The sequence below is a fragment of the Streptomyces sp. NPDC058240 genome (genome assembly GCF_042882135.1).
Taxonomy (GTDB): domain Bacteria; phylum Actinomycetota; class Actinomycetes; order Streptomycetales; family Streptomycetaceae; genus Streptomyces.
The window spans coordinates 1-24,592 of sequence record NZ_JBHVWT010000064.1 but is presented as its reverse complement, the minus strand read 5'-3'; the positions used below and the strand labels follow the sequence as shown (position 1 = coordinate 24,592).

Genomic DNA, 24,592 nt, shown 5'->3' with positions numbered 1-24,592 from the left:
AGGGGCAGATCTTCGTGAAGGGCGAGGTCATCAAGACGGTGCCCGAGTCGAAGATCGTCGAGACGCTGATCGAAGAGGCCATGAAGATCGCCGAGGGCATGGAAGGGGCGGGGGCGCCGTCGGGGGTTCCCGCCGTCACCGTGAGCTGAAACAGAACCAGAGAGGGGGCCCGAGCGTGACGATTCTGGAAAGCATCCGGGGGCCGCACGATCTGAAGGCGCTGAACGAAGCACAACTCGACGAACTCGCCGGGGACATCAGGCAGTTCCTCATCCAGGCGGTGGCCAGGACCGGCGGTCATCTGGGGCCCAACCTCGGGGTGGTGGAGCTCTCCATCGCCCTGCACCGGACCTTCGACTCGCCCGTCGACCGCATCCTCTGGGACACCGGGCACCAGAGCTATGTGCACAAGCTGCTCACCGGGCGGCAGGACTTCTCCAAGCTGCGCCGCAAGGGGGGCCTGTCCGGATACCCGTCCCGGGAGGAGTCCGAGCACGACGTCATCGAGAACTCGCACGCCTCGACCGTCCTCGGCTGGGCCGACGGCATCGCCAAGGCCCATCAGGTGCGGGGACGGAGCGACCACGTCGTGGCCGTCATCGGCGACGGGGCCCTCACCGGCGGGATGGCCTGGGAGGCGCTCAACAACATCGCGGCCGCGCGCGACCGGCCGCTGATCATCGTCGTGAACGACAACGAGCGCTCCTACGGCCCTACGATCGGCGGCCTCGCCGACCACCTCGCCACCCTCCGTACCACCGACGGATACGAACGCTTCCTCTCCTGGGGCAAGGACGTGCTCCGGCAGACGCCCGTCATCGGACAGCCGCTGTACGAGTCGCTGCACGGCGCGAAGAAGGGGTTCAAGGACGCCTTCGCCCCGCAGGGCATGTTCGAGGACCTCGGGCTCAAGTACGTCGGGCCGATCGACGGCCACGACATCGCGGCCGTCGAATCCGCCCTGCACCGGGCGAAACGCTTCCACGGCCCGGTGCTGGTGCACTGCCTCACCGAGAAGGGCCGCGGCTACCCGCCCGCGCTCCGGGACGAGGCCGACCGCTTCCACACCGTCGGCGCGATGGACCCGCTGACCTGCGCACCGCTCGTACCGGCCGGCGGGCCCTCCTGGACCTCGGTGTTCGGGGACGAGATCGCCGCGATCGGTGCGGAGCGGCCGGACGTCGTGGCCATCACGGCGGCGATGCTGCACCCTGTCGGACTGACGAAGTTCGCCGAGGCGTTCCCCGACCGGGTCTGGGACGTCGGCATCGCCGAGCAGCATGCCGCCGTGTCCGCGGCGGGACTGGCCACCGGCGGTCTGCACCCGGTCGTCGCCGTCTACGCCACCTTCCTCAACCGGGCCTTCGACCAGCTGCTGATGGATGTCGCGCTGCACCGGTGCGGGGTGACCTTCGTCCTCGACCGGGCCGGCGTCACCGGACCCGACGGGGCCTCGCACAACGGCATGTGGGACATGTCCGTGCTCCAGGTCGTCCCCGGGCTGCGGCTCGCGGCCCCGCGCGACGCCGGTGAACTCCGGGCCCAGCTCCGTGAGGCCGTCGCCGTCGACGACGCGCCCACCGTGATCCGGTTCCCCAAGGGGTCGGTGGGGGAGCCGGTCCCGGCGATCGGCAGGATCGGCGCAATGGACGTGCTGCACCGGGCGGAGGACCCCGATGTGCTGCTCGTGGCCGTCGGCGTGCTCGCCCCGGTCTGCCTGAAGGCCGCCGATCTGCTGACCGGGGCCGGGGTCCGCTGCACGGTCGTCGACCCCCGCTGGGTCAAGCCGGTCGACGAGGAACTGCCCCCGCTCGCCGCACGGCACCGGCTGGTCGCCGTCGTCGAGGACAACAGCCGGGCAGGGGGCGTCGGCTCGGCGGTCGGGCAGGCGCTGCGGGACGCCGGGGTCGACGTACCGCTGCGGACGTTCGGCGTCCCCGAGCAGTTCCTCGCGCACGGCAAGCGTGCCGAGGTGCTGGCCGACATCGGGCTCACCCCGGTCGAGATCGCCGGACGGATCAGCGCCGCACTGGCCGCCAAGGAGGCGGCGACAAGGACCGGGGAGAGCGGGGAATGAACGACGACGGGCCCAAGGGCTTCGACCTGGCGCGGCTCCTCGCGGAGCGCGGCGCCGAGCGCTACGAGCTGCACACCAAGTACCTCAACCACCAGCTGCCCCGGATGCTCCACACCATCGGATTCGACAAGGTCTACGAACGGGCCGAGGGCGCACACTTCTGGGACGCGGACGGCAACGACTACCTCGACATGCTCGCCGGATTCGGCGTGATGGGACTCGGCCGGCACCACCCCGTCGTACGCAAGGCCCTGCACGACGTCCTGGATGCCTCGCTCGCCGACCTCACCCGCTTCGACTGCCAGCCGCTGCCCGGACTGCTGGCCGAGAAGCTGCTCGCGCACAGCCCGCACCTGGACCGGGTCTTCTTCGGCAACAGCGGCACGGAAGCGGTCGAGACGGCCCTGAAGTTCGCCCGCTACGCCACCAGCAGGCCCAGGATCCTCTACTGCACCCACGCCTTCCACGGGCTGACGACCGGCTCCCTCTCGGTCAACGGGGAGGACGGCTTCCGGGACGGCTTCGCACCCCTGCTGCCGGACACCGCCATCGGGCTCGGCGATCTCGACGCACTGCGGCGCGAGCTGAAACGCGGCGACGTGGCGGCACTGGTCGTCGAGCCGATCCAGGGCAAGGGCGTCCACGCCGCGCCCCCCGGCTTCCTGCGGGACGCGCAGGAGCTGCTGCACCGGCACAAGGCCCTGCTCATCGCCGACGAGGTGCAGACCGGCCTCGGCCGGACCGGCGACTTCTACGCGTACCAGCACGAGGAGGGTGTCGAGCCCGATCTGGTCTGTGTCGCCAAGGCCCTCTCCGGCGGCTATGTGCCGGTCGGGGCGACCCTGGGCAAGGACTGGATCTTCCGGCGCGTCTACTCGTCCATGGACCGGGTCCTGGTCCACTCCGCGAGCTTCGGCTCCAACGCCCAGGCGATGGCGGCCGGGCTCGCGGTCCTCGCGGTGATGGAGGACGAGGGGACCGTCGCCCATGCGCGCCGCACCGGTGAGCTGCTGCGGGAGCGGCTGACCGCACTGGTCGACCGCTACGAGCTGCTGCACGAGGTGCGCGGGCGCGGGCTGATGATCGGCATCGAGTTCGGCCGGCCGTCTTCGCTCAAGCTGCGCAGCCGCTGGACCATGCTGCAGGCGGCCCGCAAGGGACTCTTCGCACAGATGGTGGTGGTGCCGCTGCTCCAGAAGCACCGCATCCTCACCCAGGTGTCGGGCGACCATCTGGAAGTGATCAAGCTGATTCCGCCACTGGTGATCGACGAGTCGGACATCGACCGGTTCGTCACGGCGTTCACAGCGGTGATGGACGACGCGCACAGCGGCCGCGGGCTGATGTGGGACTTCGGCAGGACGCTGGTGAAACAGGCTGTCGCCAACCGCTGACCGTTTTGCCTGAGAGGCAAGAAATTTGCCTCTCAGGCAGGATTCTGGCCCAATGGGTACATGAATCCTCCAGACGGAGGGGCGGCCGACGAGCTGCCCGGAGTCGCACCACGCCTGCGCGATCTGCGCCGGAGCCGTGGTCTCACCCTGGAGACCGCCGCTCAGCGGGCGGGGCTCTCGCCCGCCCATCTCTCCCGGCTCGAAACGGGACGTCGCCAGCCTTCGCTGCCGATGCTCCTCGGTCTTGCCAGGATCTACGGTACGACAGTCTCCGAACTGCTCGGCGAGACGCCCCCGGAACGTGACGCGATCATCCGCGGCGGGACGTTCGAAGGGGCCGAGGCCGACGGCTGGATGTACCGGCAGGCCGGCGGTTCCGGCCGGGCCATGCAGGCGCTCCGCGTCCGGGTTCCGCACGGCGCGCAGGGCGATCTCGTGCGCGTCCATCCCGGCGAGGAATGGCTGTACGTGCTCGCAGGGCACCTCCGGGTCTGGCTCGGGGACACCGTGCACGATCTCGCCCCCGGTGACAGCGCGCACTTCGACTCGCTCACCCCGCACCGGATCACGGCCGTCGACCGCGACGGTGCCGAGCTGCTCTTCGTCCACACCCTGCTGCAGAGCCCCGCCGCCGAGTTGTGCCTCGGCAGCGGAATCCACCGTCGCTGAGACCGGTCCGTCCGGTCGCCAGAGAGGACTGTCATGTCCGATTCAGAGAACTTCGACCCGCTCGGGTCCAGGAAGAAGTACGAGGCGCAGGAGCGGAAGTTCCCGCGCGGTGTGGTGATCCGGCTGTTCGCCTACCTCATCGCCGGACACATCTTCGCGGCCTTCCTCTACCTGCTCTTCGCGGTGGCCGGCAAGGGCTGACCACCGCCGTCCGGCAGGCCCGGCTACGCCTCGTCGAGGAGCCGGTCGCGCAGCCGCTCACGGGTCTCGGGAGCGAGCTTCAGGCCCTCGGAGAAGTAGCGCTCAGTGTCGCCCCAGGTCTCGTCGATGGTGGCGAACGCCGCGGCGAGGTACTCGGCATGGGCGCCGAAGAGCGGATTCAGCAGTTCCATCACCTCGGCCGACATGCCGTCCGCCGAGGTGTCGCTGCGGCGCACCTTGTAGCGGCGGTGGGCGTCGTTGGACTTCAGGTAGTCGGCCTCGACGGCATCGCGCTCGACGCCGACGGCGAGCAGTGACACCGCGATCGACAGACCGGCCCGGTCCTTGCCCGCCGCGCAGTGCATCAGGGCGGGCACGCTGTCCTCGGCCAGGGCGTGCAGGACCCGGCTGTGCTCGGCGGTGCGGTCCCGGATGATCGAGCAGTACGAGGCGATCATCCGGTTCGCGCCCTTGCCGTCGGCCAGGATCGAGCGCAGCTGGGCGACATCGCCGTCGCGGACCATGTGCCAGAACTCCGAGCCGTCGGCCGGGTCGGAGAGCGGGATGCTCACATTCCGTACGCCCGGCAGCTCCACGTCCAGGCCGTCGAGCCTGCGGTCGGCGTCGTTGCGGAAGTCGAAGATCGTGTGCAGACCGAGGCCGCCGAGGAAGGAGGCGTCCTCGGCGGTGGCATGTGCGAGGTGACCACTGCGGAAGAGCCGCCCGTGCCGCACCCGTCGGCCGTCCACGGTGGGCAGCCCGCCCACATCGCGGAAGTTGCGGACACCCGCCAGCTCGGGTTCCGTCGACGGTATCTGCGGCAACTGCTGCGTCACAGCGACTCCTGGTGTGTCTGGTGCCGGCGCGAGTCGCCGGCAAGGCCACTCCCGCGACGATACGACATTGATTCCTCAGGCAATCATCTCGGCCTTTCCCTGTCGATACCTGGGCGAACTCCTTTGCTCCCGCGGTGAATCCGCCCGGTGAATTCCTTGCCAGGCCGTTGCCCATGCCCCGCCGATGGTCGATGATGTGCGGAACTGTTGGAATGTGGGGATGCGATGATCGAGACGGGCAACACCGGCCGGACCTGGCTGCTCACCGGGGCGAGCAGCAGCTACGCACTGCGACTGACCGAGCAGGACGAGCTGGTCCATCTGCACTGGGGGCCGAGGATCTCCCTCGCGGCGGCCGAGGCACTGGCCGCGGCGCCGGAGCTGCCCTTCAGGGCCTTCGAGTCCCACCTCGACGGCCGTGAGGAATATCCGGTGGAGGGCGGCCCCAGGTTCGTCCGCCCGGCACTCTCGGTACGCACCCCGCAGGTCCGCGGCACCGAGTGGGCCTTCGCCGCCGCCGTGGTGGACGGGGACGAACTGCGGATCGGCTTCACCGACTCCGTGCACCGGCTAGCCCTCACCCTGCACTACCGGATGCGGGACGACTCCGGTGTTGTGGAGCGCTGGACCACCGTCGCCCATGCCGGGCCGGACGGGCCGCCGCTGGAACTGCTGCGCGCCGACGCGGCCGCCTGGTCGCTGCCCGCCCGCGACGGCTGGCGGCTGAGCCGGCTGCACGGACGCTGGGCGGCGGAGTCGCGGCTGGAACGGGCGGAGCTGATCCACGGCGAGAGCGTCATCTCCAGCCGGCGCGGCCACACCGGCCACCAGTACCTGCCGTGGGTCGCGCTGGACGCCGACGGCGCGGCGACCGAGGAGAGCGGTGAGGTGTACGGCTGTGCGCTCGGCTGGTCCGGGTCGTGGCGGATCTCCGTGCAGCGGCTGCCCGACGGGCTCGTACAGATCACCGGCGGCGCCGGCTACGACGACTCCGGGCTGCTGCGGCTCGCACCGGGGGAGTCGTACACCACGCCCGTATTCGCCGGTCTGTGGAGCGGGCAGGGGTTCGGCGGGGCCAGCCGCGCCTGGCATGCCTGGCAGCTGGCCCATGTGATTCCGGACGCGGAGAACCCGCGGCCGGTGCTCTACAACTCCTGGGAGGCGACGGGTTTCGACGTCTCGCTGGACCAGCAGCGCGCTCTCGCAGAGCGCGCCGCCGCGATGGGCGTCGAGCTGTTCGTGGTGGACGACGCGTGGTTCGGGCAGCGGACCAGTGACCGGGCCGGGCTCGGCGACTGGACGCCGAATCCGGACCGCTTCCCCGGCGGGCTGAAGCCGCTCGCCGACGAAGTGCACGGGCTCGGCATGCAGTTCGGCATCTGGGTCGAACCGGAAATGGTCAACGCCGACAGTGAGCTCTATCGCGCGCACCCCGACTGGGTGCAGCACTTCCCCGGCCGGGCGCGGACGGAGTACCGCAACCAGCTGGTGCTCAATCTGGCCCGCCCCGATGTGCAGGCATATCTCTGGGAGCAGCTGGACACGCTGCTCTCCGGCACGCCCGTCGATTATGTGAAATGGGATTTCAATCGCTGCTTCACCGATGCTGGCTGGCCGGGCGAGGAGTACCCGCAGAAGCTCTGGATCGAGCACGTGAACGGCCTGTATGCGCTGATCGACCGGCTCAGGGCCGCGCATCCCACGGTCGCGTTCGAGTCCTGCTCGGGCGGCGGCGGCCGGGTCGACCTGGGGATTCTGTCCCGTACGGACCAGGTGTGGACCTCCGACAACACTGACCCGCTCGACCGTCTCGCCATCCAGGAGGGCTTCGGCCACATCCACCCGGCCCGGGTGATGGCAGCCTGGGTCACCGACAGCCCGAATCACCAGCTCAACGGCAGGGTCAGCTCGCTGCGCTTCCGCTTCGTGAGTGCCATGGCCGGTGTGCTCGGGGTCGGCGGGGACCTCACCGAATGGGGCGAGGAGGAGCTGGCCGAGGCGCGGACCTGGGTGGAGCTCTACAAGGAGATCCGGCCGGTCGTGCAGCACGGCGCGCTGTACCGGCTGCGCGAGCCGCGGGGCGGACTCAGCGCGGTCCAGTACGTCCACGGGGTGGAGACCGTGGTCCTGATGTGGCTGGAGGCGCAGCGATACGGGGAGCGGCCCCCGGCCCTGCGGCTGCGCGGGCTCGATCCCGAAGCGACGTACACCTGCCTGGACACGGGGGCCGTGCACCACGGTTCGGCACTGCTGCACCAGGGGCTGCACAGCGGACTTCGGGGCGATCTCGACGCGCGGGTGCTGAGGCTCCGGCGGGGGTGACGGACAGGGCATGTCCGTAATGCGGGCCTTTGTCTGAATATGGCCCGCTTGTACGGGAGATGATCGCCGCCTCGTGAGCGGGATCATATCCGTGACGGTGTGTGGTGACGGGCGAGTTGGGCATTCCGTACGCGGCGCGGAAAGCCAAGATCCTTAATCCACGGAGTGTGACCGGAATTCCGCGCCGATTTCCCGGCGCGGATTTCGGCATGGAACCTGTGGCTTGTTCTCGTCGTCCCGACTCGCTTACGGTCACCGTCAATCCGGACGGACCGCCTAATCCTGCCGCCGCCCGGAATTCACATCCACTCATCGCGTGGCAGGAGCGGGGGAACCAGGTAAGCCGCCGACCGGAGAAATCCGGCCGGCTAGGGGTGAAGTCGCGCTCAGCGCGGCCGGGCATCTCCAGCCCGAACCCGACAGCTCACCTCGCAGGCGCCGGAGAGGAAATACGCCATGCCCATATCGGGTAAGCACCGCCGTCCGAAGTTCGGCCCCATCGCCCGTGGCGTCGCCGCGGCAGGCGCCGGTGGCGCCGTCCTCGCGCTGCCGCTGCTCGGTGCCACCGGTGCCCACGCCGCGGACCAGGCCGCCCCGGCCGCCGCCACGCACGCCGAGCCGGTCGCGCAGAAGCAGGCCGCCACCACGACGTACTCCGTCGTCTCCGGCGACTACCTGTCGAAGATCGCCGCCGAGCACAAGATCAAGGGCGGCTGGGAGAAGCTGTACCAGGACAACCGCAAGGTCGTCGGCAAGGACCCCAGCCTGATCTTCCCGGGCATGAAGCTGACCCTCGGCGCCAAGGCGACCGGCGACGCCGCGCCCACCGGTGCCGGCACCGGCTCGTCCCTCCCGTCGAAGGCGCTCTCGGCTCCCTCGAAGGCCGCGGAGAAGTCCGCCCCGGCCAAGTCCGTGACCGCCGTCCCGCAGTCCAAGGCCCCGGCCTCCGCCCCGGCCGCCCAGAGCAGCGGCTCCGGCTACGTCCACCCGGTCCCCGGCAACCACACCACCAACTACCGCGCCTCCGGCTCCAACTGGTCCAGCGGCAGCCACACCGGGATCGACTTCCCCGTCTCCACCGGCACCAGCGTGAAGGCCATCACCTCCGGCACCGTCGTCGCCGCCGGCTGGGGCGGCGCGTACGGCAACCAGGTCGTCATCAAACACACCGACGGCCACTACTCGCAGTACGGCCACCTGTCCTCCCTCTCCGTCTCGGTGGGCCAGGCCGTGAGCGCCGGTCAGCAGGTCGGCCTCTCCGGCGCCACCGGCAACGCCACCGGCCCGCACCTGCACTTCGAGGTCCGCACGGGCCCGGCGTACGGCTCGGACATCGACCCGATCGCCTTCCTGGCCTCGCACGGCATCTACGTCTGAGCGGAACGGCCGGGCAGCTGAGCAACAAAGCATGACCTGAGCAACACGGAAGGGGCGGTGCGCGGCGGCGCACCGCCCCTTCCGCTTATTCCCCCTTTACCAAAACCTGACCGGGTGGTCTATCTCACCACCCGTCAACCCCATATTACGGTCGCGTAGGTCACATTCGGCGGTGCAGGATAAGCGTTTGTGGCAGACGATTCGAGAAAAAATCAACGTGGCGTCATCAACCGACAGGGCGTCATCGGGTCGTACGCGGCGATTGGCGACAGCTTCACCGAGGGAGTCGGCGACCCCGGCCCGGACGGGACCTTCGTCGGCTGGGCGGACCGATTCGCGGTCCTCCTCGCGGACCAGCTCCCGGACCCCGATGCGGCGACGGGCGCCGAAGGTTCCGCGCACGGGAATTTCAGGTACGCCAATCTCGCCGTACGCGGACGCCTCCTCGACCAGATCGTCGAGGAGCAGGTACCGCGCGCCAAGGAGCTCGCACCCGACCTGGTGAGCTTCTGCGCGGGCGGCAACGACATCATCCGGCCGGGCACCGACCCCGACGACGTGGCCGAGCGCTTCGAGCGCGCGGTCGCGGAGCTGACCGAAGCGGTCGGCACGGTCATGGTCACCACCGGCTTCGACACCCGTGGCGTTCCCGTGCTGCGCCATCTGCGCGGCAAGATCGCCACGTACACCGCCCATGTACGGGCCATCGCCGACCGCTACGACTGCCCGGTCCTCGACCTGTGGTCGCTGCGGTCCGTCCAGGACAGGCGTGCCTGGGACGACGACCGGCTCCATCTGTCGGCCGAGGGACACACCAGGGTCGCGCTGCGCGCCGCCCAGGTCCTCGGCATCGATGTGCCGGCCGACCCCGACCAGGAATGGCCCCCGCAGGCACAGCGCGGCACCCTCGAAGTACGGCGCGACGACATCCACTGGGCGCGGGAGTACCTGGTTCCGTGGATCGGCCGGCGGCTGCGCGGCGAGTCCTCGGGCGACCACGTCGAAGCGAAGCGGCCGGACCTCCTGCCGCTCTAGACAGATGTCCGCGACCGCGCTGCCGCCGCTCGCCGGACCGGCCTGAACCTCAGACCGGTCCGGCGAGCGACGACAGCGGAGCAGCCGGTATGCGCTCCAGCACACCGCCCGCGAAGACGTCGTACAGCGGCAGCGTCTCCAGGTGCACGTAGCCGATGTGGCAGTCGCAGACCGCCAGCGGACAGGCGCGCGGACCGAGGGCCCGCCGGTAGCTCCCGTCGTAGAGATTGCCGAGCTCCGCCGGTACGAAATGGCAGCGCCGCACGGTGCCGTCACCGTCCACCGAGATGACCGACTCGCCGGTCCGGCAGGGCAGCCCGGCCGACCGGTGCGGATGCCGGCTGTACGGGAAGAGCGGGTCGACGGCCGTCCAGCGGTCCGCCTCCTCGTCCGTGTAGGTATGGCCCTCCGCCGCGTTCACCCAGAGATAGACCTCGTCCGGCAGCGCCGCGCGCAGCCGCCGCGCCTCGTCGAGGTGGTCGTCGAGCCCGACGACACCGACACTGTGCCGGATGCCGAGCGCGGTCAGCTCCCGGCACTTGGTGAGGAACCGCTCGTACGGTGTCTGCCCCGGGTGGTACGTGCACCACAGGGCGATCTTCTCGCGGCCCGCCTCACCGGCCTCGGCCAGCCACCCCGTACGGCTGCTGATGTTGGTCTGGATCGCGACCCGGCGGATGTGCGGCAGCCGCGCCAGCTCGACCAGGGCGCGGCGGTACCAGGAGCGGACCAGCCCCTCGCCCCACGGCGTGAACAGGACCGAGAGCCGGTCACCGGTCTGCGCCGCGGCCCACGCCGTGAACCGCTCCAGCGCGGCACGGTCGGTACGCAGCTGCTCCGGGCTGTCGCGCCGCTTGGCGAACGGGCAGTACGGACAGTCGTAGTCGCACGACGCGAGCGGGCCGCGGTAGAGGATCGTCAGGTCCATGGGGGCGCTCACTTCAGCTCGTACGCGGCCATCGCGGCCCGTACATCGGGGGAGAAGAGCTCCGGGCCCAGGGCGTCGGAGTGGGCCAGGCCCTCGGGGGACAGCCGCAGCAGCCCGGACGCCCCGGCCGACGCGTCGAGCCAGCCGCGCGCCTCGAACCGGGCCAGCTCGAGGCGGAAGTCGTCGGCCGGCGAGGTACCGAACCGCTCCCGGTAGTCGGCCAGTCGCAGCCCCTCGGCCTGGAGGACCGACTGGAGGAGGTGGCGCCGGCGGGCCTCGTCGCCGTCGACGTACCGTCCGACCTCCGCGCGGGAGAAGTCCTCGGTGGCGGCGTAGCCGTCGATGATCGCCCGCACCTCCCGCATCTCCACCGCGTAGTCGAAGGAATAGTGCAGTTCCGTGGTGTACGAGCGGGCGCCGCACCCCAGGCCGATCATGCCGTCGGTCTGGCAGGCGTAGTCGTCGGGGCCGTCCGTCCGCGGGGCGTCGGCGCGGCGGAACATCCGCATCGAGACCTGCTCGTAGCCGTGGGCCAGGAGATGGTCCCGTCCCGCGCGGTACAGCCGCAGCCGCTGCTCGTCCCAGGCCGCGTCCGCCGACGCCCCGCCGTCCGCGTCGAGCCGCCCCAGACCGGTCAGCGGGCGCACGTACAACGGATAGAGATACAGCTCCTCCGGCTGCCAGCCGAGCGCCGCGTCCAGCGAAGCGCGCCAGCTGTCCTCGGTCTGCCCGTCGATGCCGTAGATCAGGTCGATGTTGAGGACCGGGATGCGGGCATCGCGTATCCGGTCCAGCGCCGCCTCCACATCGGCCCTCCGCTGCGGGCGCACGGCGGCACGCGCCTCCGATTCGACAAAGCTCTGCACCCCGATGCTGATCCTGGTCGTCCCGCGGTCGGCGAGGACGGCCAGCCGGTCGGCGGTCGCGGTCGACGGCGACGTCTCGACCGACAGCGGAACGGACCACAGATCGGCGCCCATCCGCTTCTCCGCGATGTCGCAGAGCCGCTCCAGCTCCGCCGCGGTCAGGAACGTGGGCGTACCCCCGCCGAACGCGGCCGCGGCGAAACGCACCGGCCCGTCGTCGCCCAGCGCCTCCCGGACCGCGGTGGCCTGCCGGTCCAGCGCGTCGAGATACCGGGTCGTCAGCTCGTCCGGAGCGCCGATCCGGGTGAAGAGATTGCAGAAGCCGCAGCGGACCTCGCAGAACGGTATGTGGAGATAGAGCGAGAGCGCGTCCTTGCGCTCGGCCGCCCACAGCTCGCGCAGCCCCGGCCGGTCGGCGAGCGGCCGGTAGGCGGTCTTGTGCGGGTAGGCGTAGACATAGCTCTGGTACGGCCGGGTGGCCGGCGCGACGGTCGTGGTGCGGCTCATGGTGCGATGGCCCCCGGTTCCAGGAAGAAGTGCGCGTACGGAACGGTCCAGACGGACTCGTGACCGAGCCGGTGACCGGTGTAGCCGTCGTCCCCGTACGCCGTGCCGTGGTCCGAGCAGACGATGGCGAAACAGCGACGGCGGCTGCTCGCGGCGGCGAAGAGCCTGCCGATATGGGCGTCGACGTACTCCAGAGCCGCGGCATGGGTGGCGCGGGAGTCGCCCGCCTCACGGGTGGCCCCCGGCAGGTGGAACCAGTTGGGCTGGTGCAGGGCGGACACATTGACGAAGAGGAACAGCCGCTGCTCCGCGGGGAGTCCGGCGACGACCTCCTCGGCACGGGCCACCTGTGCCTCGAAGGAGGTGGGCGACGCCACGCCGAACTCCGGCTCCCAGTGGCTCTCCTGGAACATGCCGGGCAGCACGGAACCGAGCAGCGCCTGCTTGTTGAAGAAGCCGACACCGCCGATGCACACCGTGTGGTAGCCCACGCCGGCGAGGCCGGAGAGCAGATCCGGTGTGTCGAAGACAAAGGTGCCGGAGGCGGTGGACTCGCTGCCGGCGAAACGCGCCGCGAACAGCCGGGGGTGCGGCCCCGGGCCCGACGGTGTCGGCAGGAATCCCGCGAAGATCGCCTGGTGGGAGGCGTAGGTGAAGCTTCCCGGCGCATGCCGCTTCTCCCAGACACCGCCCGGCAGATGGCGCGCCAGATGCGGAATGCGGCCCGCGGCGGCGAGCTCCACCGCCACGTCGTGGCGCAGCGTGTCGAGGGTGACGAGCAGCAGATCGTGGCTGCCCACGATCTCGCTCATGTCCGGGTTCCGGGCGTCCTCGGGGGTGCGCGCGGTGTCAGGCGGTGGCGGTTGCACGGTGGTTCCTTGCTCTGTTCATTACGGCGGCGACCTGCGCCGCGTAGGTGTCCAGGTTCTCGGCGCCGCTGTCCGGAAGGCCGGTCAGCCGCGGCAGGAGATCGCCGAAGGCGTTGACCTCGCCGACGGCGAAGCGCCGCCAGCCGGTCGAGGGCAGCAGATCGACGCCCACACACAGGGTGTCCGGGAAGCACGCCGCGGCCCGTTTGCACACGGCCAGGGCCTCGCTCCAGCTGCTGCCCGCCGCCTCGACGGCCGCGCGGACGTCGTCGAGATCTCCGCGCTCGCCGCCGAGGTGGAGGTTGGTCATGGGGGAGTGGCTGGTGCGCACGACGGCGTGGGTGGCCCGGCCCGCCACCACCACGACCCGCAGATCCGTCGCCCGGCCGCGCCGGGTGGCCTTGGGCAGCCAGCGCTCGATGTGCAACCCGTCCGGTGCGAGCGCGTCGACGATCGCCGCGATCTCCCGCTCCGTCGTGACGCGGCGCACCCGCAGGGAGTTGAAGAGCCGGCCGGACGCGTCGCGCTCCACCGACGTGGTGGCCCTCACCCGGCCGGGCCCGGCCGTCTCCACGGCCAGGACCCCCGAGGCGGACGAGCCGTGCGCGAGCTTCACGAAGACCCTGGGCATCCCGTGGTCCGCCATCCGCTCGCGTACGTCCGCCCAGCCCCGCACCACGGGCGCCGCGGCTCCCGAGGTCGGCGACGCCGGGACCGGCACCCCGGCGCCGTCCAGCACCGCATGGCAGAGCCGCTTGTCGAACAGCACCGCGACATCGGCGGGATCGTCGAGCAGCACGGCACCGGCAGCGGCCGCCGCGCGCGCCACCGCCCGCACGGCCGTGGTGAACCCGGCGTACCAGTCGGCGCTCCCCTCGACCCTGGTCGGATCGTCGACCCTCCGGAGCAGCCGCTCCACCTCGGCGTCCTCACCGGGGGAGTCCATCCGTACGGTCTCGCCGGGCAGGAAGACGGCATCGCCGCGCAGCACGGCCGACCAGGGCACGACGCGCGCCGCCGGCAGCCCGGCGGCGCGCACGGCGTCCTGGAAGAGCGTGACCCGGCGGTTGCCGGGCACACCCACGACGGCGAAGCGCGGCGCCGGGCCGGTCGTACTACTCGCCGACGGCGACATAGCGGTCGACGTCCTCTTCCGGATCCCAGTACTCGACGTCATGGATCTCGCCGTTCACCCGATCCGGACCGAGGAGGTTCCTCAGGCGGTCCACCAACGGATCGCTCATGTAGTGGTGGTGCAGATCCAGCGAGGTCAGGTGGGTGAGCGGCTGGCCCGAGAGCAGCGCTTCGGCGCCCTCGTCACTCAGGGTCCCCATCGCGAGGGAGAGCGACTCCAGCCGGGCGACGACCGGGGCGGAGGCCACGGCGACCGCGATCTCGTCCTGGATCTCGCTGTTCTGCAGTCCCAGATGGCGCAGGGCAGGGAAGGTGGCACCGGACAGCAGCGGAGCGAGGTCCTCGACCGTGGTCTCACCGCCGTACTCGGTGACGCCGAGCCAGAGTTCGACGCGCTCCAGCGCGGGCAGCTCGGAGGCTCCGATCGCCCGCACGAGTCCGGCCGGGAGCCCGCCGGACTCGAACCGCAGCGACTTGAGCGACTTGTGCCGCACGGGCCGCAGACCGAGCGACGGCCTGTCGGAGACCTGCTCGCCGCAGCCGCGTACCGTCAGCTCCTCCAACTGTCCGAACGCCTCGAACACCGGGGTTATGTCGCACATCTCCAGCCACGACAATTCGCACTCCTCGCTGACGACGTCGGCGAGGAAGAGCGCCCGCAGGGCCGGGAAACGGTCGGCATGACCGACCAGCAGGTCGACGACCGGGGCGAAGGACTCGTACTCCTGCTGCCACCAGGGGCCGATCACCAGGGCCCGCACCTGCGTCGTGTCGACCGTGTCGACGAAGTGCTGCCACAGCGGGCCGAACGTCAGATCGCCCTGCCAGGCGCTCTCCAGCCGCCAAGCGACCGAACCGGCCTCCGGGAGCGGGCTGCCGGGGGTCCGGTCGGGTCCGGGAAGGGTGTGGACGGGCAGACCGTGAAAGGTCTCGGGGTGCTCGATGTCAGTCATCGCGCCTCACTCCGAGACCGAGGTGTAGCGGCCTTCGACGCCGCGGTCGCCCCAGGGCTTCTCGCGCTCCGACACATCGACCCGGACGCCGTGCGTCTCCAGCGCCTCCTTGATCCGGCGCTCCATCGGCTCGGTCATGAAGTGGTGGTGCAGATCGAGCCGTTCGAGATGGGTCAGCGGCTGGCCGTCCAGCAGTGCCGCCGCGCCCTCGTCGCCCATGGTGCCGTTCGACAGGTCGAGGACGCGCAGCTGCGCGACGACCGGGGCACTCGCGACAGCCGTCGCGATCTCGTTCTGCAGCTCGCTGTTGCGCAGACCGAGATGGGTGAGCCGGGGGAAGCGGGTGCCGGAGAGCAGCGGGGCCAGGTCGGCCACATCGGCGTCGCCCCCGTACGCGGAGACACCGAGCCAGAGATCGAGCCGCTCCAGCGCGGGCAGCTCGCTGTCCAGGATGCCCCGGATCACACCGACCGGCAGGCCGCCGGTCTCGATGGTCAGCGAACGCAGCCGCTCGTGCTTCGTGGGGGAGAAGACCAGGTCCGTGCCGCCGCGCACACCCAGTTCGAGCAGACCGGGGAAGGCCTTCAGCAGCGCTGTGACATCCGACTGCTCGATCCAGGAGATCTCGTTCTCCTCCATGGTCATGTCGCCGACGAAGACGGCCTCCAGCGAGGTCAGCCGGTCGGCGGCGGCGATGATCAAATCGATCGGGTAGGACGATTTCTCCTCGTACGACTCGCCCCACTGACCGATGATCAGGGCCCGCACCCCGGCCGGGTCGACCGCCTTCAGGAACGCCTGGAAGGCTTCCTCCCAGGTCATCTCGGACTCGTCGTCGTACGGATCGACCGATATGCGCCAGGCTGCCGCATCGGCGGCCTGCACGGGCACCTCACCCGTCGCGTGCTGGAAGTCGACAGTGGGAAGGCCGAGCAACTCGTGCAGATGGTCCACACCGGACATGACCGTGAGCTCCTGGTACTGAGGGAACGGCTGATGCCCAAGGTTTATCAAGCCGCACTGACAACGGCGCGACCGGGACCGCCGCGACGGTCCGCCGGTCCCGGCCGGCCGCCGGTCGATTGTCAGACCCTCCCCGTAGCGTTTTCTCCGTGGCCGGCACAGCGGGTGCGGCCATCGAGGGGAGACGTCTGTGTACCGGCAGGGCGATGTACTGATCGTGTCGTTGGACGAGTCGGCGGTGCCCGCGCATCTCGTGGACGCGCCGGGTGAGCCGAGGGACGGCCGGGGCCGCATGGTCCTCGCGCTGGGCGAGGTCACCGGCCATGCCCACGCGGTTCAGGGGCCGGGCCGGCTGATGCGTGAGGCGGGGGCGTTCGGGCCGATGCTGCTCCATCTTCCCGAGGGCGGGCGAGTGGTGCACGAGGAGCACGCGGCGATACCGCTGTCGAAGGGCTGGTACCGCGTGGTGCGCCAGCGGGAGTACACACCGGGAGCGGTCCGCATCATCGCGGACTGACAGCGGCCCGGGAGGGACCCGGAGGTCCCGTGGCGCACGACGCACAGCGCGCCACGAGCAACACGGAACACGGATCGCAGAACACAGATCGCAGAACACAGGGGATGGGGAAAGACCGATGCAGTACGTGGACTCATGGCGGGCCGTGGCAGCGGCGACCGGCGCGGCCGACCGGTCCGCGGCCGAGGACGGGCTGCGGCTCGCCTACCGCAGCGCAGGACTCGCCGAGCCGGAGCGGATCGTCTGGGTCGACTCGCCCAGGGCCGCCGTGGAGGCCGTCGAGAAGCTCGTCGACGCCGGACGCTCGGTGCGCGACGAAATACGGACCAGGCCCTGGGCGCAGGAGCGTCGCCGGATGTACGACGAACTGGGCCCGGCGGGCTGGTCCGCACTGTGGTCCGCCACGGGCGCACAGCTCTGGGAGACCACCGCGGCACTCGCCGATCGGATCAGGGCCGGTGTCGTCGCCGACCTCTCGGAGCGCCCCGAGGACGAGTCCGATGTCCGGCTGGTGCTGCTCGACGCGGTCCTGGGCCAGCACGACGCGGCCTGGCTCGTCGCTTTCGACGGCCGGGGCGACCGGCTCGACGGTCTGGCGGAGGTGGCCAGGCACGCGGGCTGGTGGTGGCCCTACGAGCGCGTCGTCGTGATCAGCGAGCGGCCGGAGACGCTGCACCGGGACGAGGCGGGCCGGCTCGACCGCGGGGACGGCCCGGCGCTCGCCTACCGTGACGGTTTCGCCCTCCATGCCTGGCGCGGCATGCCCGTGCCCGCCGAGTTCCTGGAGGAGCTGAACTCCCTCACTCCGAAGCGGATACGCGAGGAGGAGAACGCGGAACTGCGCCGCGTGATGCTGGAGTTCTACGGCTACGACCGATACCTCACCGAATCCGGGGCCGAGCCGGTCCACCGTGACGAGACGGGCGTGCTCTGGCGGATCGCGATGGACGGCGACGAGGACGTGGTGATGGTCGAGGTGGTCAATTCCACCCCGGAGCCGGACGGCACGCACCGTGTCTACTGGCTGCGGGTGCCGCCCGGCACCAGGACCGCGAAGGACGGTGTGGCCTGGACCTTCGGACTTCAGGGCGACGCGTACGCACCCGTGCGCCAGACCTGACCGCCGTCGTCCGGCCCGAACCACCGCCCGAACCCACCCGGCCGGACCGCCGGCCGGGGCGGGCGGGGTCAGGCCGTCAGTGCCTCGTGGTCGATGCCGAGTTCGCGGGCGAGCGCCTCGTCGGTCCAGGCCAGCATTGTGGCCCGGGAGAGCGGACCCGCGTACGACGTCGTCTGCACGGCCAGACCGTCCAGCAGGGCGGTCAGCCGCCAGGCCGCGGACATCGGGTCGTCGCAGTGGAACTCACCGGCGGCGGCGCCTTCTTCGATGACCTCGGCCAGTTCCGCCTTCCACTGCTGGTCGAGATCGCCGGCCACATTGCGCAGCGCCGGATCGCGCAGCGAGGCGGCCCAGGCCTCGATCCACAGCCGCCAGCCCTTGGCCTGTCCCGTCGGCGCGTACCAGCGGACGGCGGCGCGCAGCCGCCGTACGGCGCTGGTGCGGCGGCCGAGCACCTTGCGCAGATGGGCGAGGTCGGCCTCGGCGGCATGCGCGAACGCTGCCGCGACAAGCTTCTCCTTGGTCGAGAAGTGATAGAGCACGAGCGCGTTGCTCACTCCGAGCACGGCGGCCACATCGGAGATCCGTACCGCCGCGACGCCCCGTACCTCGATCTGTTCGACGGCAGCGCGCAGCAGCTCTTCGCGTCGTTCCGCCACGCTCAACCGCACTCTTGCCACGGCGTCACCCTAACGAATATGCCACGCACGGGAAGACCGGGGGGCGGAGCCGTGTACGGCCCCGCCCCCCGGTCGACTCAACCGGTGCCCTCGGCTCCGGCCCGCACCGTCAGCACCGGATGTCGGCGCAGCCGGAGTTGTACGCGTCGATCAGCGTCTCCGTCAGCGAAGCGCCCGTGGAGTCCGTGACGGTGGACCTCAGATCGACCTTGGCGGTCCCGAGGGCCGGCACGGAGACCTGCCATCGGCCGTCGGCACCGCGTGCCGCCCCGGCCGGCTTCCAGCCGGTGCCGTCCGTGGCGTACCAGACCTTCAACGAGGCGATGGGCGGCGCCTTCCGGTCCCTCTGTGCGGTGAGACCGACCGTGTAGTCGAGCGGCTTGCCGGGATCGGCCGCGTTCTCGCCGGTGAGCGGCAGCCGGTAGTCCAGGTCCAGCAGCCGGGCCGGGGCGGCCGACTTCTCGTGCCCGGAGCGCAGACGCCACTCGCTGGTGACCCTCGTCCCGAGCATCCAGGTCACCGGATCCGGCGACGTACGGGTGGCATCGGTGGTCAGCCGGTGCCAGCCGTGGCGCCGCCGACGAGGATGCGCAGCGCGTCCGTGTCGGCGTCCGCGTAGCCCGAGGCGGCGAGCTCGGTCACGTCGAACAGCCGCTGGTCCACCCGGCCGCGGGAGATCTGGCCGATGGCGTCGATCGGGACGGCGTACTCGTGGCCGCCCGCCCGGAAGCGGGTGAAACCCATGCCCTCACGGCCGGCGCCCGGCACGATCGAGCTGATCTGTACGCCGTTCCCATGGCCGGAGTACGTCACCACATCGCCGGTCAGCAGGGTGACGGTGCCGCCCCGGCCGGCCGTTGCCGGGGACACGGACGGGTCGGCGAAGGCGGGGGCGGGGGCGCGGTCGGCGGCCGCGGGCAGTGTTCCACCGGCAAGGGCGGCGCGAGCGCGGTGGCGCAGACCGCCGTCCATCTGGTCCGCCTCATTCTCACCTCGTGAACTCGTTGGTTCTCAGGGAGTGGTGAGGCGAGAGTGACAGGAACATGGCGGATCGGAGCCGGGTGCGGACTGGCGGGTAGCTGCCATGGCAGCTACCCGCCGCACCGGCCGCGGGAACCAGGGCGGAAGCGTCGGCCGACTGCCCGGGTCAGCGGTTCGCGGGGCGTTCCACCTCGCACCGGTCCTTGAAGCCCTGACTGGTCAGACCAAGAGCGGAATTCGTCCGGGAGCGCATGTTCTCCACCGCGACCATCGTCGTGAGCTCGACGAACGCCGCCTCGCCGAGCGCGGCCCGCAGCCGTTGCGCCAGCTCGTCCCCGACCTCCGGCGGGGTGAGGCTCATCCCCTCCGCGTACTCCATGACGTCGCGCTCCAGCGGGGTGTACACCTCGCTCTCCCGCCACACCGGCACCTCGCGCAGCTTGCGCGGGTCGATGCCGTGGCGGTGGTTCTCCCAGTAGCCGAAGTCCATGCACCAGCTGCAGCCGATGGTGGCCGCGGACGTCATCACGGCCAGCGCCTTGAGCTGCGCGTCCAGCTTCTTCCAGCGGCCCACCGACAGCTCGAAGCGGGCTCCGGCCCACAGCACCCCGGTGTGGTGGGCGGCGGCCCGCAGCGGATCGATGACCTTGCCGTACGTACGGTTCGAGTACCACGACACGGCACGGAAGAGGAGGGTACGGGGCGGGTCGAGCGGGATTCGGGCGGTCATGGCCGGTCTCCTTCGGTACGGCTCCGGTGCCGTCCGGTGGCGTCGTCGGGCGCCGCCGGAGGGCTGCTTGCACCAGTGCGACGGATGAGGGGCCCTCGGATGTGACATGGCTGTGCGGCCGGATGCGGAATCCTGCGGCGGGCACGGACGTTGGATCCGGCATGACGGGATTCGACACACAGCAGGAAGCGCTGCTTGGACTGCTCGCCGAGGAGAACGGCGGCGTGCTCGTGACACTCAGGCGGGACGGCAGGCCCCAGCTGTCCAACGTCAATCACTTCTACTACCCCCAGGAGCGCATCGTCCGCGTCTCGATCACCGAGGGCCGGGCGAAGACGAAGAACCTCCGCCGCGACCCCCGGGCGAGCTACCACGTCACCAGCGCGGACCGCTGGGCGTGGACGGTCGTGGACGCCACCGCGGAGCTGTCCCCGGTCGCCGCCGATCCGCACGACGCGACGGTGGAGGAGCTCATCACGCTCTACCGCGACGTCCAGGGCGAACACCCCGACTGGGACGACTACCGCAGTGCGATGGTCCGGGACCGGCGCGTCGTGCTGCGGCTGCGCATCGAGCACGTGTACGGGCAGCCGCGTGGCTGACGCGGCCCGGTCCGGCTGCCGGTCCCGCGGACCTTCCGCTCTCGCACTGTCGTACCCCCCGCCCATAATGAGACGACACCGACTCCCCCAGGAGATGTTGTGACCGGCGCTGACCCCTTGCCTCCGCTCCGCACCCGGCTGCGTTCGCTGCGCCCCGCCGCATTCGGCGCGGATCCGGGCGGTGCCCGCATGGAGCGCATCCGCCGCTCGCCCAACTTCGCCGACGGCGTCTTCCAGAACCCGGTGGGGGCGCGGACCAGGCCGTCCGGATCCACTCTGGAGTTCGCGAAGGTCTACTTCCGCAAGGAGGAGCGGGCGCGCAGGGCGCCGGTCGGCACCGTGCCCGTCCACGCCACCACCTACGCCGATCTTGCCGAGACGCCCGCCACGGGGCTGCGGCTCACCTGGATGGGCCATTCCAGTGTGCTCGCCGAGATCGACGGCCGGCGGGTGCTCTTCGACCCGGTGTGGGGAGAGCGCTGTTCCCCCTTCGCCTTCGCCGGGCCCAAGCGGCTGCACCCCGTGCCGCTGCCGCTCGCCGCGCTCGGGCCCGTGGACGCGGTGGTGATCTCCCACGACCACTACGACCACCTCGATCTGCCGACGATCCGGGCCCTCGCGGGCACGGACACGGTGTTCGCCGTCCCGCTGGGTGTCGGCGCGCACCTGGAGCGGTGGGGCGTGTCCGCCGACCGGATGCGCGAACTGGACTGGAACGAGACCACGAAGATCGCCGGGATCGGTCTGACCGCCACCCCGGCGCGGCATTTCTGCGGCCGCGGCCTGCGCAACCAGCAGCACACGCTCTGGGCGTCCTGGGTTGTCGCCGGACCCGAGCACCGGATCTACCACAGCGGTGACACCGGTTATTTCCCCGGCTTCGAGGACATCGGCGCCGAACACGGTCCGTTCGACGCGACGATGATCCAGATCGGTGCCTATTCCGAGTACTGGCCCAAGAACCACACGGACTATACGCCGCTGCCTGGAGCCTGGCCAGACATTCACATGTCGCCGGCCCAGGGGGTGCAGGCCCATCTTGACCTGCAGGGAGGCGGTCCGGGTGGGGTGCTGTTGCCGATCCACTGGGGGACCTTCAACCTGGCGCTGCACGCGTGGGCGGAGCCGGGGGAGTGGACGAAGGACGCGGCCGAGGAGGTCGGTCAGGCGGTGGCGTTCCCGCGGCCGGGTGAGCCGTTCGAGCCGGCGGGGAGGCTGCCGGTGGAGGCGTGGTGGCGGGCGGTGTCCGGTCCGATCGCCCGTCCGTGGCGCCGTCCCCGACGCGCTGAGGGTGCGGCCGAGACGAGCAGGGGGGGTGATCTCGACCTCGCGGGTGAGCGGTGACGTCGGTCGGGGACGAGCTTGGCGAGATGGTCCGGATGCTGGAGCGTCTTCCGGCTGGTGAGCTGGATCGTTTGCTGCTGGATTTGGGCGGGGCGCCCCGGGTAGAGCGTGAAGTCGCTGCGCAGCGATTCAGGCCCTTGCCGTCCCCGACGGGCCCTTCTCGGGTTGTCGTCCGCACACGCATTGTGCAGCGCTGAGCTTGCAGGAGAGGGTCGGCCGGGCGGGGCTCGGCTGCACTGCTCGGCCAGTGTCGGTGGCAGCGTCTAGGGCGCGGCGCATGTCTGCCTCATCAACTGGGCTTAACGCCGAGACACCTCTGTCACCGGTGTACCCCTTCAACGCGCCAGGGAAGCCGATCACCCTCTACGACGGCCCGGTGGCCGGACCGGCCGGGACTGAGGTGCCCGGAGTTGTCCAGTACGACTGCTCCCCGAAGCTCGGGATCTCATGGAGGCTGCATACCGAGGACTATGACCTCGCCTCTACGGACAGGACCGAGCTGACTCTGCGTGGCCTCGGCTTCGAACTGCCGGTGTTCACCAGGGATGCTGTGAGCGGCTGGTCCAACGGCACTTCCTACGGAGACCCCGCAGCTGCGCTTGACCGTGTCGTCTCCCACTGGTTTAACCTGCCCCGATGGCACGGAAGCGCCCACCTGGCAGCCCGTGCCGCAGACGTAGTGCCGCTACTGGCGCCCGCCGGGCGCTGCGTGTACGAGGTGGACGGATGGAAGATCACGCTGGACATCCGCCCCGACCACAAGGCCGTCTTCTCTGACGTGGGCCAGGCCGACGTCTACGTCATGACGCACGTGATGGAGATCCGTCGGCTGAGCGGAACCACGTTCACGGCTGCCGAGGTCACTCCTGTCCTCGGTGCCCTGCACGTCGGGGTGTCCTTCGCGCTCGGCCGGTGGGTCGCCCCCGCCCTGCCCGTCGGCCAGAACGACCAGGAGCAGACGGTGTGGGGCCAGTGGGGCCGATGCTCTGCGACCCGGCGCGCCGCATCAGCTCAGGCTGGTGGTACCCCGAAGACCAGGCGTCCTTGGCCGATCTGCTGGCCTGCCTCCTGCCCGCCTTCCGCGATCCCGACAAGGGACAGGCGCTACGCCTCCAGAGGCAGTACGCGATCACTGCCATAGCCGACCGAGGGTTCGTCGAACAACGGATCACGGGTGGAGCTGCCGGGCTGGAGCACGTGATGTGGCAGGAACTCGTGCTCAGCGGTCGGCTCACGGAAGCCGAGTACACATCCCGTGCCTGGCCGGCGCATAGAAAGCTGCGTACGGTCTTGACGGACGCCGGGGTAGATCTGGGGGTGCGCCCAGAGCGTCTGCCTGCTGCCGCCGCTTTTGCGGCCGGACAGCAAGTGAGCGGAGCTCGGTCGGCGGATGGCGCCGACGTCGTCACACGAGTCCGTAACCGTCTCGTGCATCCCAAGGAGACACAAGAGCCCGTCTACGGGGGCAAAGGGCTAGTCACCGAGACCTGGCTTCTGACCGCCATTTACCTGGCGCTTCTGGTGCTCCGCTCAATCGGCTACCGAAGTTTCTACCAGGACCTCTCCAGGACCAACAGGTGGGCCGGCGAGACTGAACCCGTCCCATGGGCCTGAGGTTCGAGCAAGACTTCAGGAGCTGACGGCGCTCTTTCCGGGTCTGGAGTCCCTGCAGTCGTACGAGGTGCTGGGCGACGTCGTTGCGGCTGATGTCCTGCGAAGGCGAACCTCGCGGATTGTGCGCTACCGCGTCCTCTAGCGACGACGGCGGTGTCCGAGTCCCGATCCGGGAACCGGAGGCCGACTGTAGGCTCCCGCCATGCCGATCTTTGAATACCGGGGCGACTCTGCTGCGCAATTCGCTGCGGGGGTGAGGTCGGGTCCGTGATGATCGTTCCTGAGGTCGCTTCTCTGTCGTGCGGCCGTGGAGGCGGTACGGATGTCGATGCGGTCGGTGGGGCTGCCGGAGATCCCGGAGCAGACCGTGGTGGTGGCGCGGGCGGCGTTCCCGAAGGGGAGCCTGGCGATACGGGTGCGGGACCGTCTTGCGGAAGTCTTCGTCGCCGAGCCGTTCGCGGGGGCGTTCGGGGTGCGTGGGGCGCCGGGGCTGTCGCCGGGGGTGTTGTCGCTGGTGACGGTGTTGCAGTTCGCCGAGGACCTCACTGATCGACAGGCTGCGGCGATGGCGGTGCGGGCGATCGACTGGAAGTACGCGCTCGGGGCGGAGCTGACGGACACCGGTTTCGATGCCGGCGTGTTGTCCAGGTTCAGGGCCCGGCTCGCGGACAACGGCATGGAGCGGGTGGTCTTCGACCGGCTCCTTGAGCACTGCAAGGACGCCGGGCTGGTGGTGGCCGGGGGCAAGCAGCGCACCGATTCCACCCATGTGATCGGTGCGGTGCGGGACTTGAACCGGCTGGAGCTGGCCGGGGAGAGCGTGCGCGCTGCTCTGGAGGCCCTCGCGGTTGCGGCCCCCCTCTGGCTGGCCGG

General features: G+C 70.5%; 24 protein-coding genes, 1 pseudogene and 1 riboswitch. Of the genes and pseudogenes, 14 read left to right on the top strand and 11 right to left on the bottom strand.

Annotated elements, in window-relative coordinates; genetic code table 11:
• From ACFVX4_RS38220 to ACFVX4_RS38200, 5 genes and pseudogenes are all read left to right on the top strand, one after another.
• A pseudogene (locus ACFVX4_RS38220) lies at positions 1-149 on the top strand (4-hydroxy-3-methylbut-2-en-1-yl diphosphate synthase); the annotation flags it as partial.
• 26 nt (positions 150-175) lie between these two features.
• The gene (dxs, locus tag ACFVX4_RS38215; protein ID WP_389986982.1) at positions 176-2,077 is read left to right on the top strand and encodes a 1-deoxy-D-xylulose-5-phosphate synthase; all 1,902 of its coding nucleotides are present in this window, start codon (positions 176-178) and stop codon (positions 2,075-2,077) included.
• Positions 2,074-3,471 carry an aspartate aminotransferase family protein gene (locus ACFVX4_RS38210; RefSeq protein ID WP_389986979.1) on the top strand — a complete coding sequence of 466 codons (1,398 nt, stop codon included), beginning with the start codon at positions 2,074-2,076 and terminating at the stop codon, positions 3,469-3,471. The genes dxs and ACFVX4_RS38210 overlap by 4 nt, the downstream gene beginning before the upstream one ends.
• A 60-nt stretch (positions 3,472-3,531) precedes the next feature.
• Positions 3,532-4,140, top strand: coding sequence for a helix-turn-helix domain-containing protein (locus ACFVX4_RS38205; RefSeq protein WP_389986976.1), 609 nt, complete (start codon positions 3,532-3,534; stop codon positions 4,138-4,140).
• Positions 4,141-4,173: 33 nt separating this feature from the next.
• Positions 4,174-4,341 (top strand): DUF6126 family protein, encoded by a 168-nt coding sequence (locus ACFVX4_RS38200; RefSeq protein ID WP_266429792.1) that lies wholly within the window; start codon positions 4,174-4,176, stop codon positions 4,339-4,341.
• Between the two features lie 23 nt (positions 4,342-4,364).
• Here the strand turns inward: ACFVX4_RS38200 and ACFVX4_RS38195 are convergent, their stop codons facing one another.
• Positions 4,365-5,177, bottom strand: a complete 813-nt coding sequence (locus ACFVX4_RS38195; protein WP_389986972.1) for a tyrosine-protein phosphatase — start codon at positions 5,175-5,177, stop codon at positions 4,365-4,367.
• A 225-nt stretch (positions 5,178-5,402) separates the two neighbouring features.
• Here ACFVX4_RS38195 and ACFVX4_RS38190 point away from each other — a divergent pair, with 225 nt between their 5' ends.
• The 3 genes from ACFVX4_RS38190 (at position 5,403) to ACFVX4_RS38180 (ending at position 9,911) form a co-directional block, all read left to right on the top strand.
• Positions 5,403-7,499 (top strand): alpha-galactosidase, encoded by a 2,097-nt coding sequence (locus tag ACFVX4_RS38190; RefSeq protein ID WP_389986969.1) that lies wholly within the window; start codon positions 5,403-5,405, stop codon positions 7,497-7,499.
• A gap of 296 nt (positions 7,500-7,795) precedes the next feature.
• Positions 7,796-7,952, top strand: a riboswitch (cyclic di-AMP (ydaO/yuaA leader).
• A 3-nt stretch (positions 7,953-7,955) separates the two neighbouring features.
• A complete protein-coding gene (locus ACFVX4_RS38185) occupies positions 7,956-8,876 on the top strand; it encodes a peptidoglycan DD-metalloendopeptidase family protein (RefSeq protein WP_389986966.1) in 921 nt (306 codons plus the stop codon).
• Positions 8,877-9,065: 189 nt separating this feature from the next.
• Entirely contained in the window at positions 9,066-9,911 is an 846-nt protein-coding gene (locus ACFVX4_RS38180) for an SGNH/GDSL hydrolase family protein (protein ID WP_389986963.1), read from the top strand.
• A 49-nt stretch (positions 9,912-9,960) separates the two neighbouring features.
• Here ACFVX4_RS38180 and ACFVX4_RS38175 read toward each other — a convergent pair whose 3' ends face one another.
• From ACFVX4_RS38175 to ACFVX4_RS38150, 6 genes are read right to left on the bottom strand one after another with little or no spacing between them, the layout of a single operon-like run.
• On the bottom strand, positions 9,961-10,839 hold the full coding sequence (locus ACFVX4_RS38175; protein WP_389986960.1) for an STM4011 family radical SAM protein: 879 nt from the start codon (positions 10,837-10,839) through the stop codon (positions 9,961-9,963).
• Between the two features lie 8 nt (positions 10,840-10,847).
• On the bottom strand, positions 10,848-12,212 hold the full coding sequence (locus tag ACFVX4_RS38170; protein WP_389986957.1) for an STM4012 family radical SAM protein: 1,365 nt from the start codon (positions 12,210-12,212) through the stop codon (positions 10,848-10,850).
• Positions 12,209-13,024 (bottom strand): STM4013/SEN3800 family hydrolase, encoded by an 816-nt coding sequence (locus ACFVX4_RS38165; protein WP_389986987.1) that lies wholly within the window; start codon positions 13,022-13,024, stop codon positions 12,209-12,211. The genes ACFVX4_RS38170 and ACFVX4_RS38165 overlap by 4 nt, the downstream gene beginning before the upstream one ends.
• A gap of 37 nt (positions 13,025-13,061) precedes the next feature.
• Complete coding sequence (locus ACFVX4_RS38160) at positions 13,062-14,216, bottom strand: STM4014 family protein (RefSeq protein ID WP_389986954.1); 1,155 nt, start codon at positions 14,214-14,216, stop codon at positions 13,062-13,064.
• Positions 14,197-15,168, bottom strand: coding sequence for an STM4015 family protein (locus tag ACFVX4_RS38155; RefSeq protein ID WP_389986953.1), 972 nt, complete (start codon positions 15,166-15,168; stop codon positions 14,197-14,199). Before ACFVX4_RS38155 ends, ACFVX4_RS38160 begins: the two co-directional genes overlap by 20 nt.
• Before the next feature lie 6 nt (positions 15,169-15,174).
• A complete protein-coding gene (locus ACFVX4_RS38150) occupies positions 15,175-16,131 on the bottom strand; it encodes an STM4015 family protein (RefSeq protein WP_389986950.1) in 957 nt (318 codons plus the stop codon).
• A 190-nt stretch (positions 16,132-16,321) separates the two neighbouring features.
• Here ACFVX4_RS38150 and ACFVX4_RS38145 point away from each other — a divergent pair, with 190 nt between their 5' ends.
• Together ACFVX4_RS38145 and ACFVX4_RS38140 are read left to right on the top strand one after the other, a co-directional pair.
• Complete coding sequence (locus ACFVX4_RS38145; protein ID WP_389986947.1) at positions 16,322-16,648, top strand: hypothetical protein; 327 nt, start codon at positions 16,322-16,324, stop codon at positions 16,646-16,648.
• A 118-nt stretch (positions 16,649-16,766) separates the two neighbouring features.
• Positions 16,767-17,768, top strand: a complete 1,002-nt coding sequence (locus tag ACFVX4_RS38140) for a DUF6745 domain-containing protein (protein ID WP_389986944.1) — start codon at positions 16,767-16,769, stop codon at positions 17,766-17,768.
• Between the two features lie 68 nt (positions 17,769-17,836).
• On the opposite strand, the gene ACFVX4_RS38135 is transcribed toward ACFVX4_RS38140, so the two are convergent.
• The 4 genes from ACFVX4_RS38135 to ACFVX4_RS38120 all read right to left on the bottom strand — a co-directional run bounded on the left by ACFVX4_RS38135 (position 17,837) and on the right by ACFVX4_RS38120 (position 20,159).
• The gene (locus ACFVX4_RS38135; RefSeq protein WP_389986984.1) at positions 17,837-18,427 is read right to left on the bottom strand and encodes a TetR/AcrR family transcriptional regulator; all 591 of its coding nucleotides are present in this window, start codon (positions 18,425-18,427) and stop codon (positions 17,837-17,839) included.
• A 130-nt stretch (positions 18,428-18,557) separates the two neighbouring features.
• Positions 18,558-18,959 carry a hypothetical protein gene (locus ACFVX4_RS38130; protein ID WP_389986941.1) on the bottom strand — a complete coding sequence of 134 codons (402 nt, stop codon included), beginning with the start codon at positions 18,957-18,959 and terminating at the stop codon, positions 18,558-18,560.
• 41 nt (positions 18,960-19,000) lie between these two features.
• Positions 19,001-19,420, bottom strand: coding sequence for a hypothetical protein (locus ACFVX4_RS38125; protein ID WP_389986938.1), 420 nt, complete (start codon positions 19,418-19,420; stop codon positions 19,001-19,003).
• Between the two features lie 175 nt (positions 19,421-19,595).
• Complete coding sequence (locus ACFVX4_RS38120) at positions 19,596-20,159, bottom strand: carboxymuconolactone decarboxylase family protein (RefSeq protein ID WP_266429825.1); 564 nt, start codon at positions 20,157-20,159, stop codon at positions 19,596-19,598.
• A 161-nt stretch (positions 20,160-20,320) separates the two neighbouring features.
• Here ACFVX4_RS38120 and ACFVX4_RS38115 point away from each other — a divergent pair, with 161 nt between their 5' ends.
• The 4 genes from ACFVX4_RS38115 to ACFVX4_RS38100 form a co-directional block, all read left to right on the top strand.
• Positions 20,321-20,761 carry a PPOX class F420-dependent oxidoreductase gene (locus ACFVX4_RS38115; protein WP_389986934.1) on the top strand — a complete coding sequence of 147 codons (441 nt, stop codon included), beginning with the start codon at positions 20,321-20,323 and terminating at the stop codon, positions 20,759-20,761.
• Positions 20,762-20,860: 99 nt separating this feature from the next.
• A complete protein-coding gene (locus ACFVX4_RS38110) occupies positions 20,861-22,105 on the top strand; it encodes an MBL fold metallo-hydrolase (protein ID WP_389986931.1) in 1,245 nt (414 codons plus the stop codon).
• 1,044 nt (positions 22,106-23,149) lie between these two features.
• Positions 23,150-23,719 (top strand): hypothetical protein, encoded by a 570-nt coding sequence (locus ACFVX4_RS38105; protein ID WP_389986928.1) that lies wholly within the window; start codon positions 23,150-23,152, stop codon positions 23,717-23,719.
• A gap of 322 nt (positions 23,720-24,041) precedes the next feature.
• Positions 24,042-24,592: transposase (locus ACFVX4_RS38100; protein ID WP_389986925.1), on the top strand; the 551-nt coding region annotated here is incomplete at its 3' end.

Bases quoted from the DNA above. Each gene is read 5' to 3' on its own strand.
- ACFVX4_RS38210 (WP_389986979.1), top strand. From the start codon at position 2,074: ATGAACGACGACGGGCCCAAGGGCTTCGACCTGGCGCGGCTCCTCGCG.
- ACFVX4_RS38205 (WP_389986976.1), top strand. From the start codon at position 3,532: ATGAATCCTCCAGACGGAGGGGCGGCCGACGAGCTGCCCGGAGTCGCA.
- ACFVX4_RS38200 (WP_266429792.1), top strand. From the start codon at position 4,174: ATGTCCGATTCAGAGAACTTCGACCCGCTCGGGTCCAGGAAGAAGTAC.
- ACFVX4_RS38190 (WP_389986969.1), top strand. From the start codon at position 5,403: ATGATCGAGACGGGCAACACCGGCCGGACCTGGCTGCTCACCGGGGCG.
- ACFVX4_RS38185 (WP_389986966.1), top strand. From the start codon at position 7,956: ATGCCCATATCGGGTAAGCACCGCCGTCCGAAGTTCGGCCCCATCGCC.
- ACFVX4_RS38175 (WP_389986960.1), bottom strand. From the start codon at position 10,839: ATGGACCTGACGATCCTCTACCGCGGCCCGCTCGCGTCGTGCGACTAC.
- ACFVX4_RS38170 (WP_389986957.1), bottom strand. From the start codon at position 12,212: ATGAGCCGCACCACGACCGTCGCGCCGGCCACCCGGCCGTACCAGAGC.
- ACFVX4_RS38165 (WP_389986987.1), bottom strand. From the start codon at position 13,024: ATGAGCGAGATCGTGGGCAGCCACGATCTGCTGCTCGTCACCCTCGAC.
- ACFVX4_RS38160 (WP_389986954.1), bottom strand. From the start codon at position 14,216: ATGTCGCCGTCGGCGAGTAGTACGACCGGCCCGGCGCCGCGCTTCGCC.
- ACFVX4_RS38155 (WP_389986953.1), bottom strand. From the start codon at position 15,168: ATGACTGACATCGAGCACCCCGAGACCTTTCACGGTCTGCCCGTCCAC.
- ACFVX4_RS38150 (WP_389986950.1), bottom strand. From the start codon at position 16,131: ATGTCCGGTGTGGACCATCTGCACGAGTTGCTCGGCCTTCCCACTGTC.
- ACFVX4_RS38140 (WP_389986944.1), top strand. From the start codon at position 16,767: ATGCAGTACGTGGACTCATGGCGGGCCGTGGCAGCGGCGACCGGCGCG.
- ACFVX4_RS38130 (WP_389986941.1), bottom strand. From the start codon at position 18,959: ATGCTCGGGACGAGGGTCACCAGCGAGTGGCGTCTGCGCTCCGGGCAC.
- ACFVX4_RS38125 (WP_389986938.1), bottom strand. From the start codon at position 19,420: ATGGACGGCGGTCTGCGCCACCGCGCTCGCGCCGCCCTTGCCGGTGGA.
- ACFVX4_RS38120 (WP_266429825.1), bottom strand. From the start codon at position 20,159: ATGACCGCCCGAATCCCGCTCGACCCGCCCCGTACCCTCCTCTTCCGT.
- ACFVX4_RS38115 (WP_389986934.1), top strand. From the start codon at position 20,321: ATGACGGGATTCGACACACAGCAGGAAGCGCTGCTTGGACTGCTCGCC.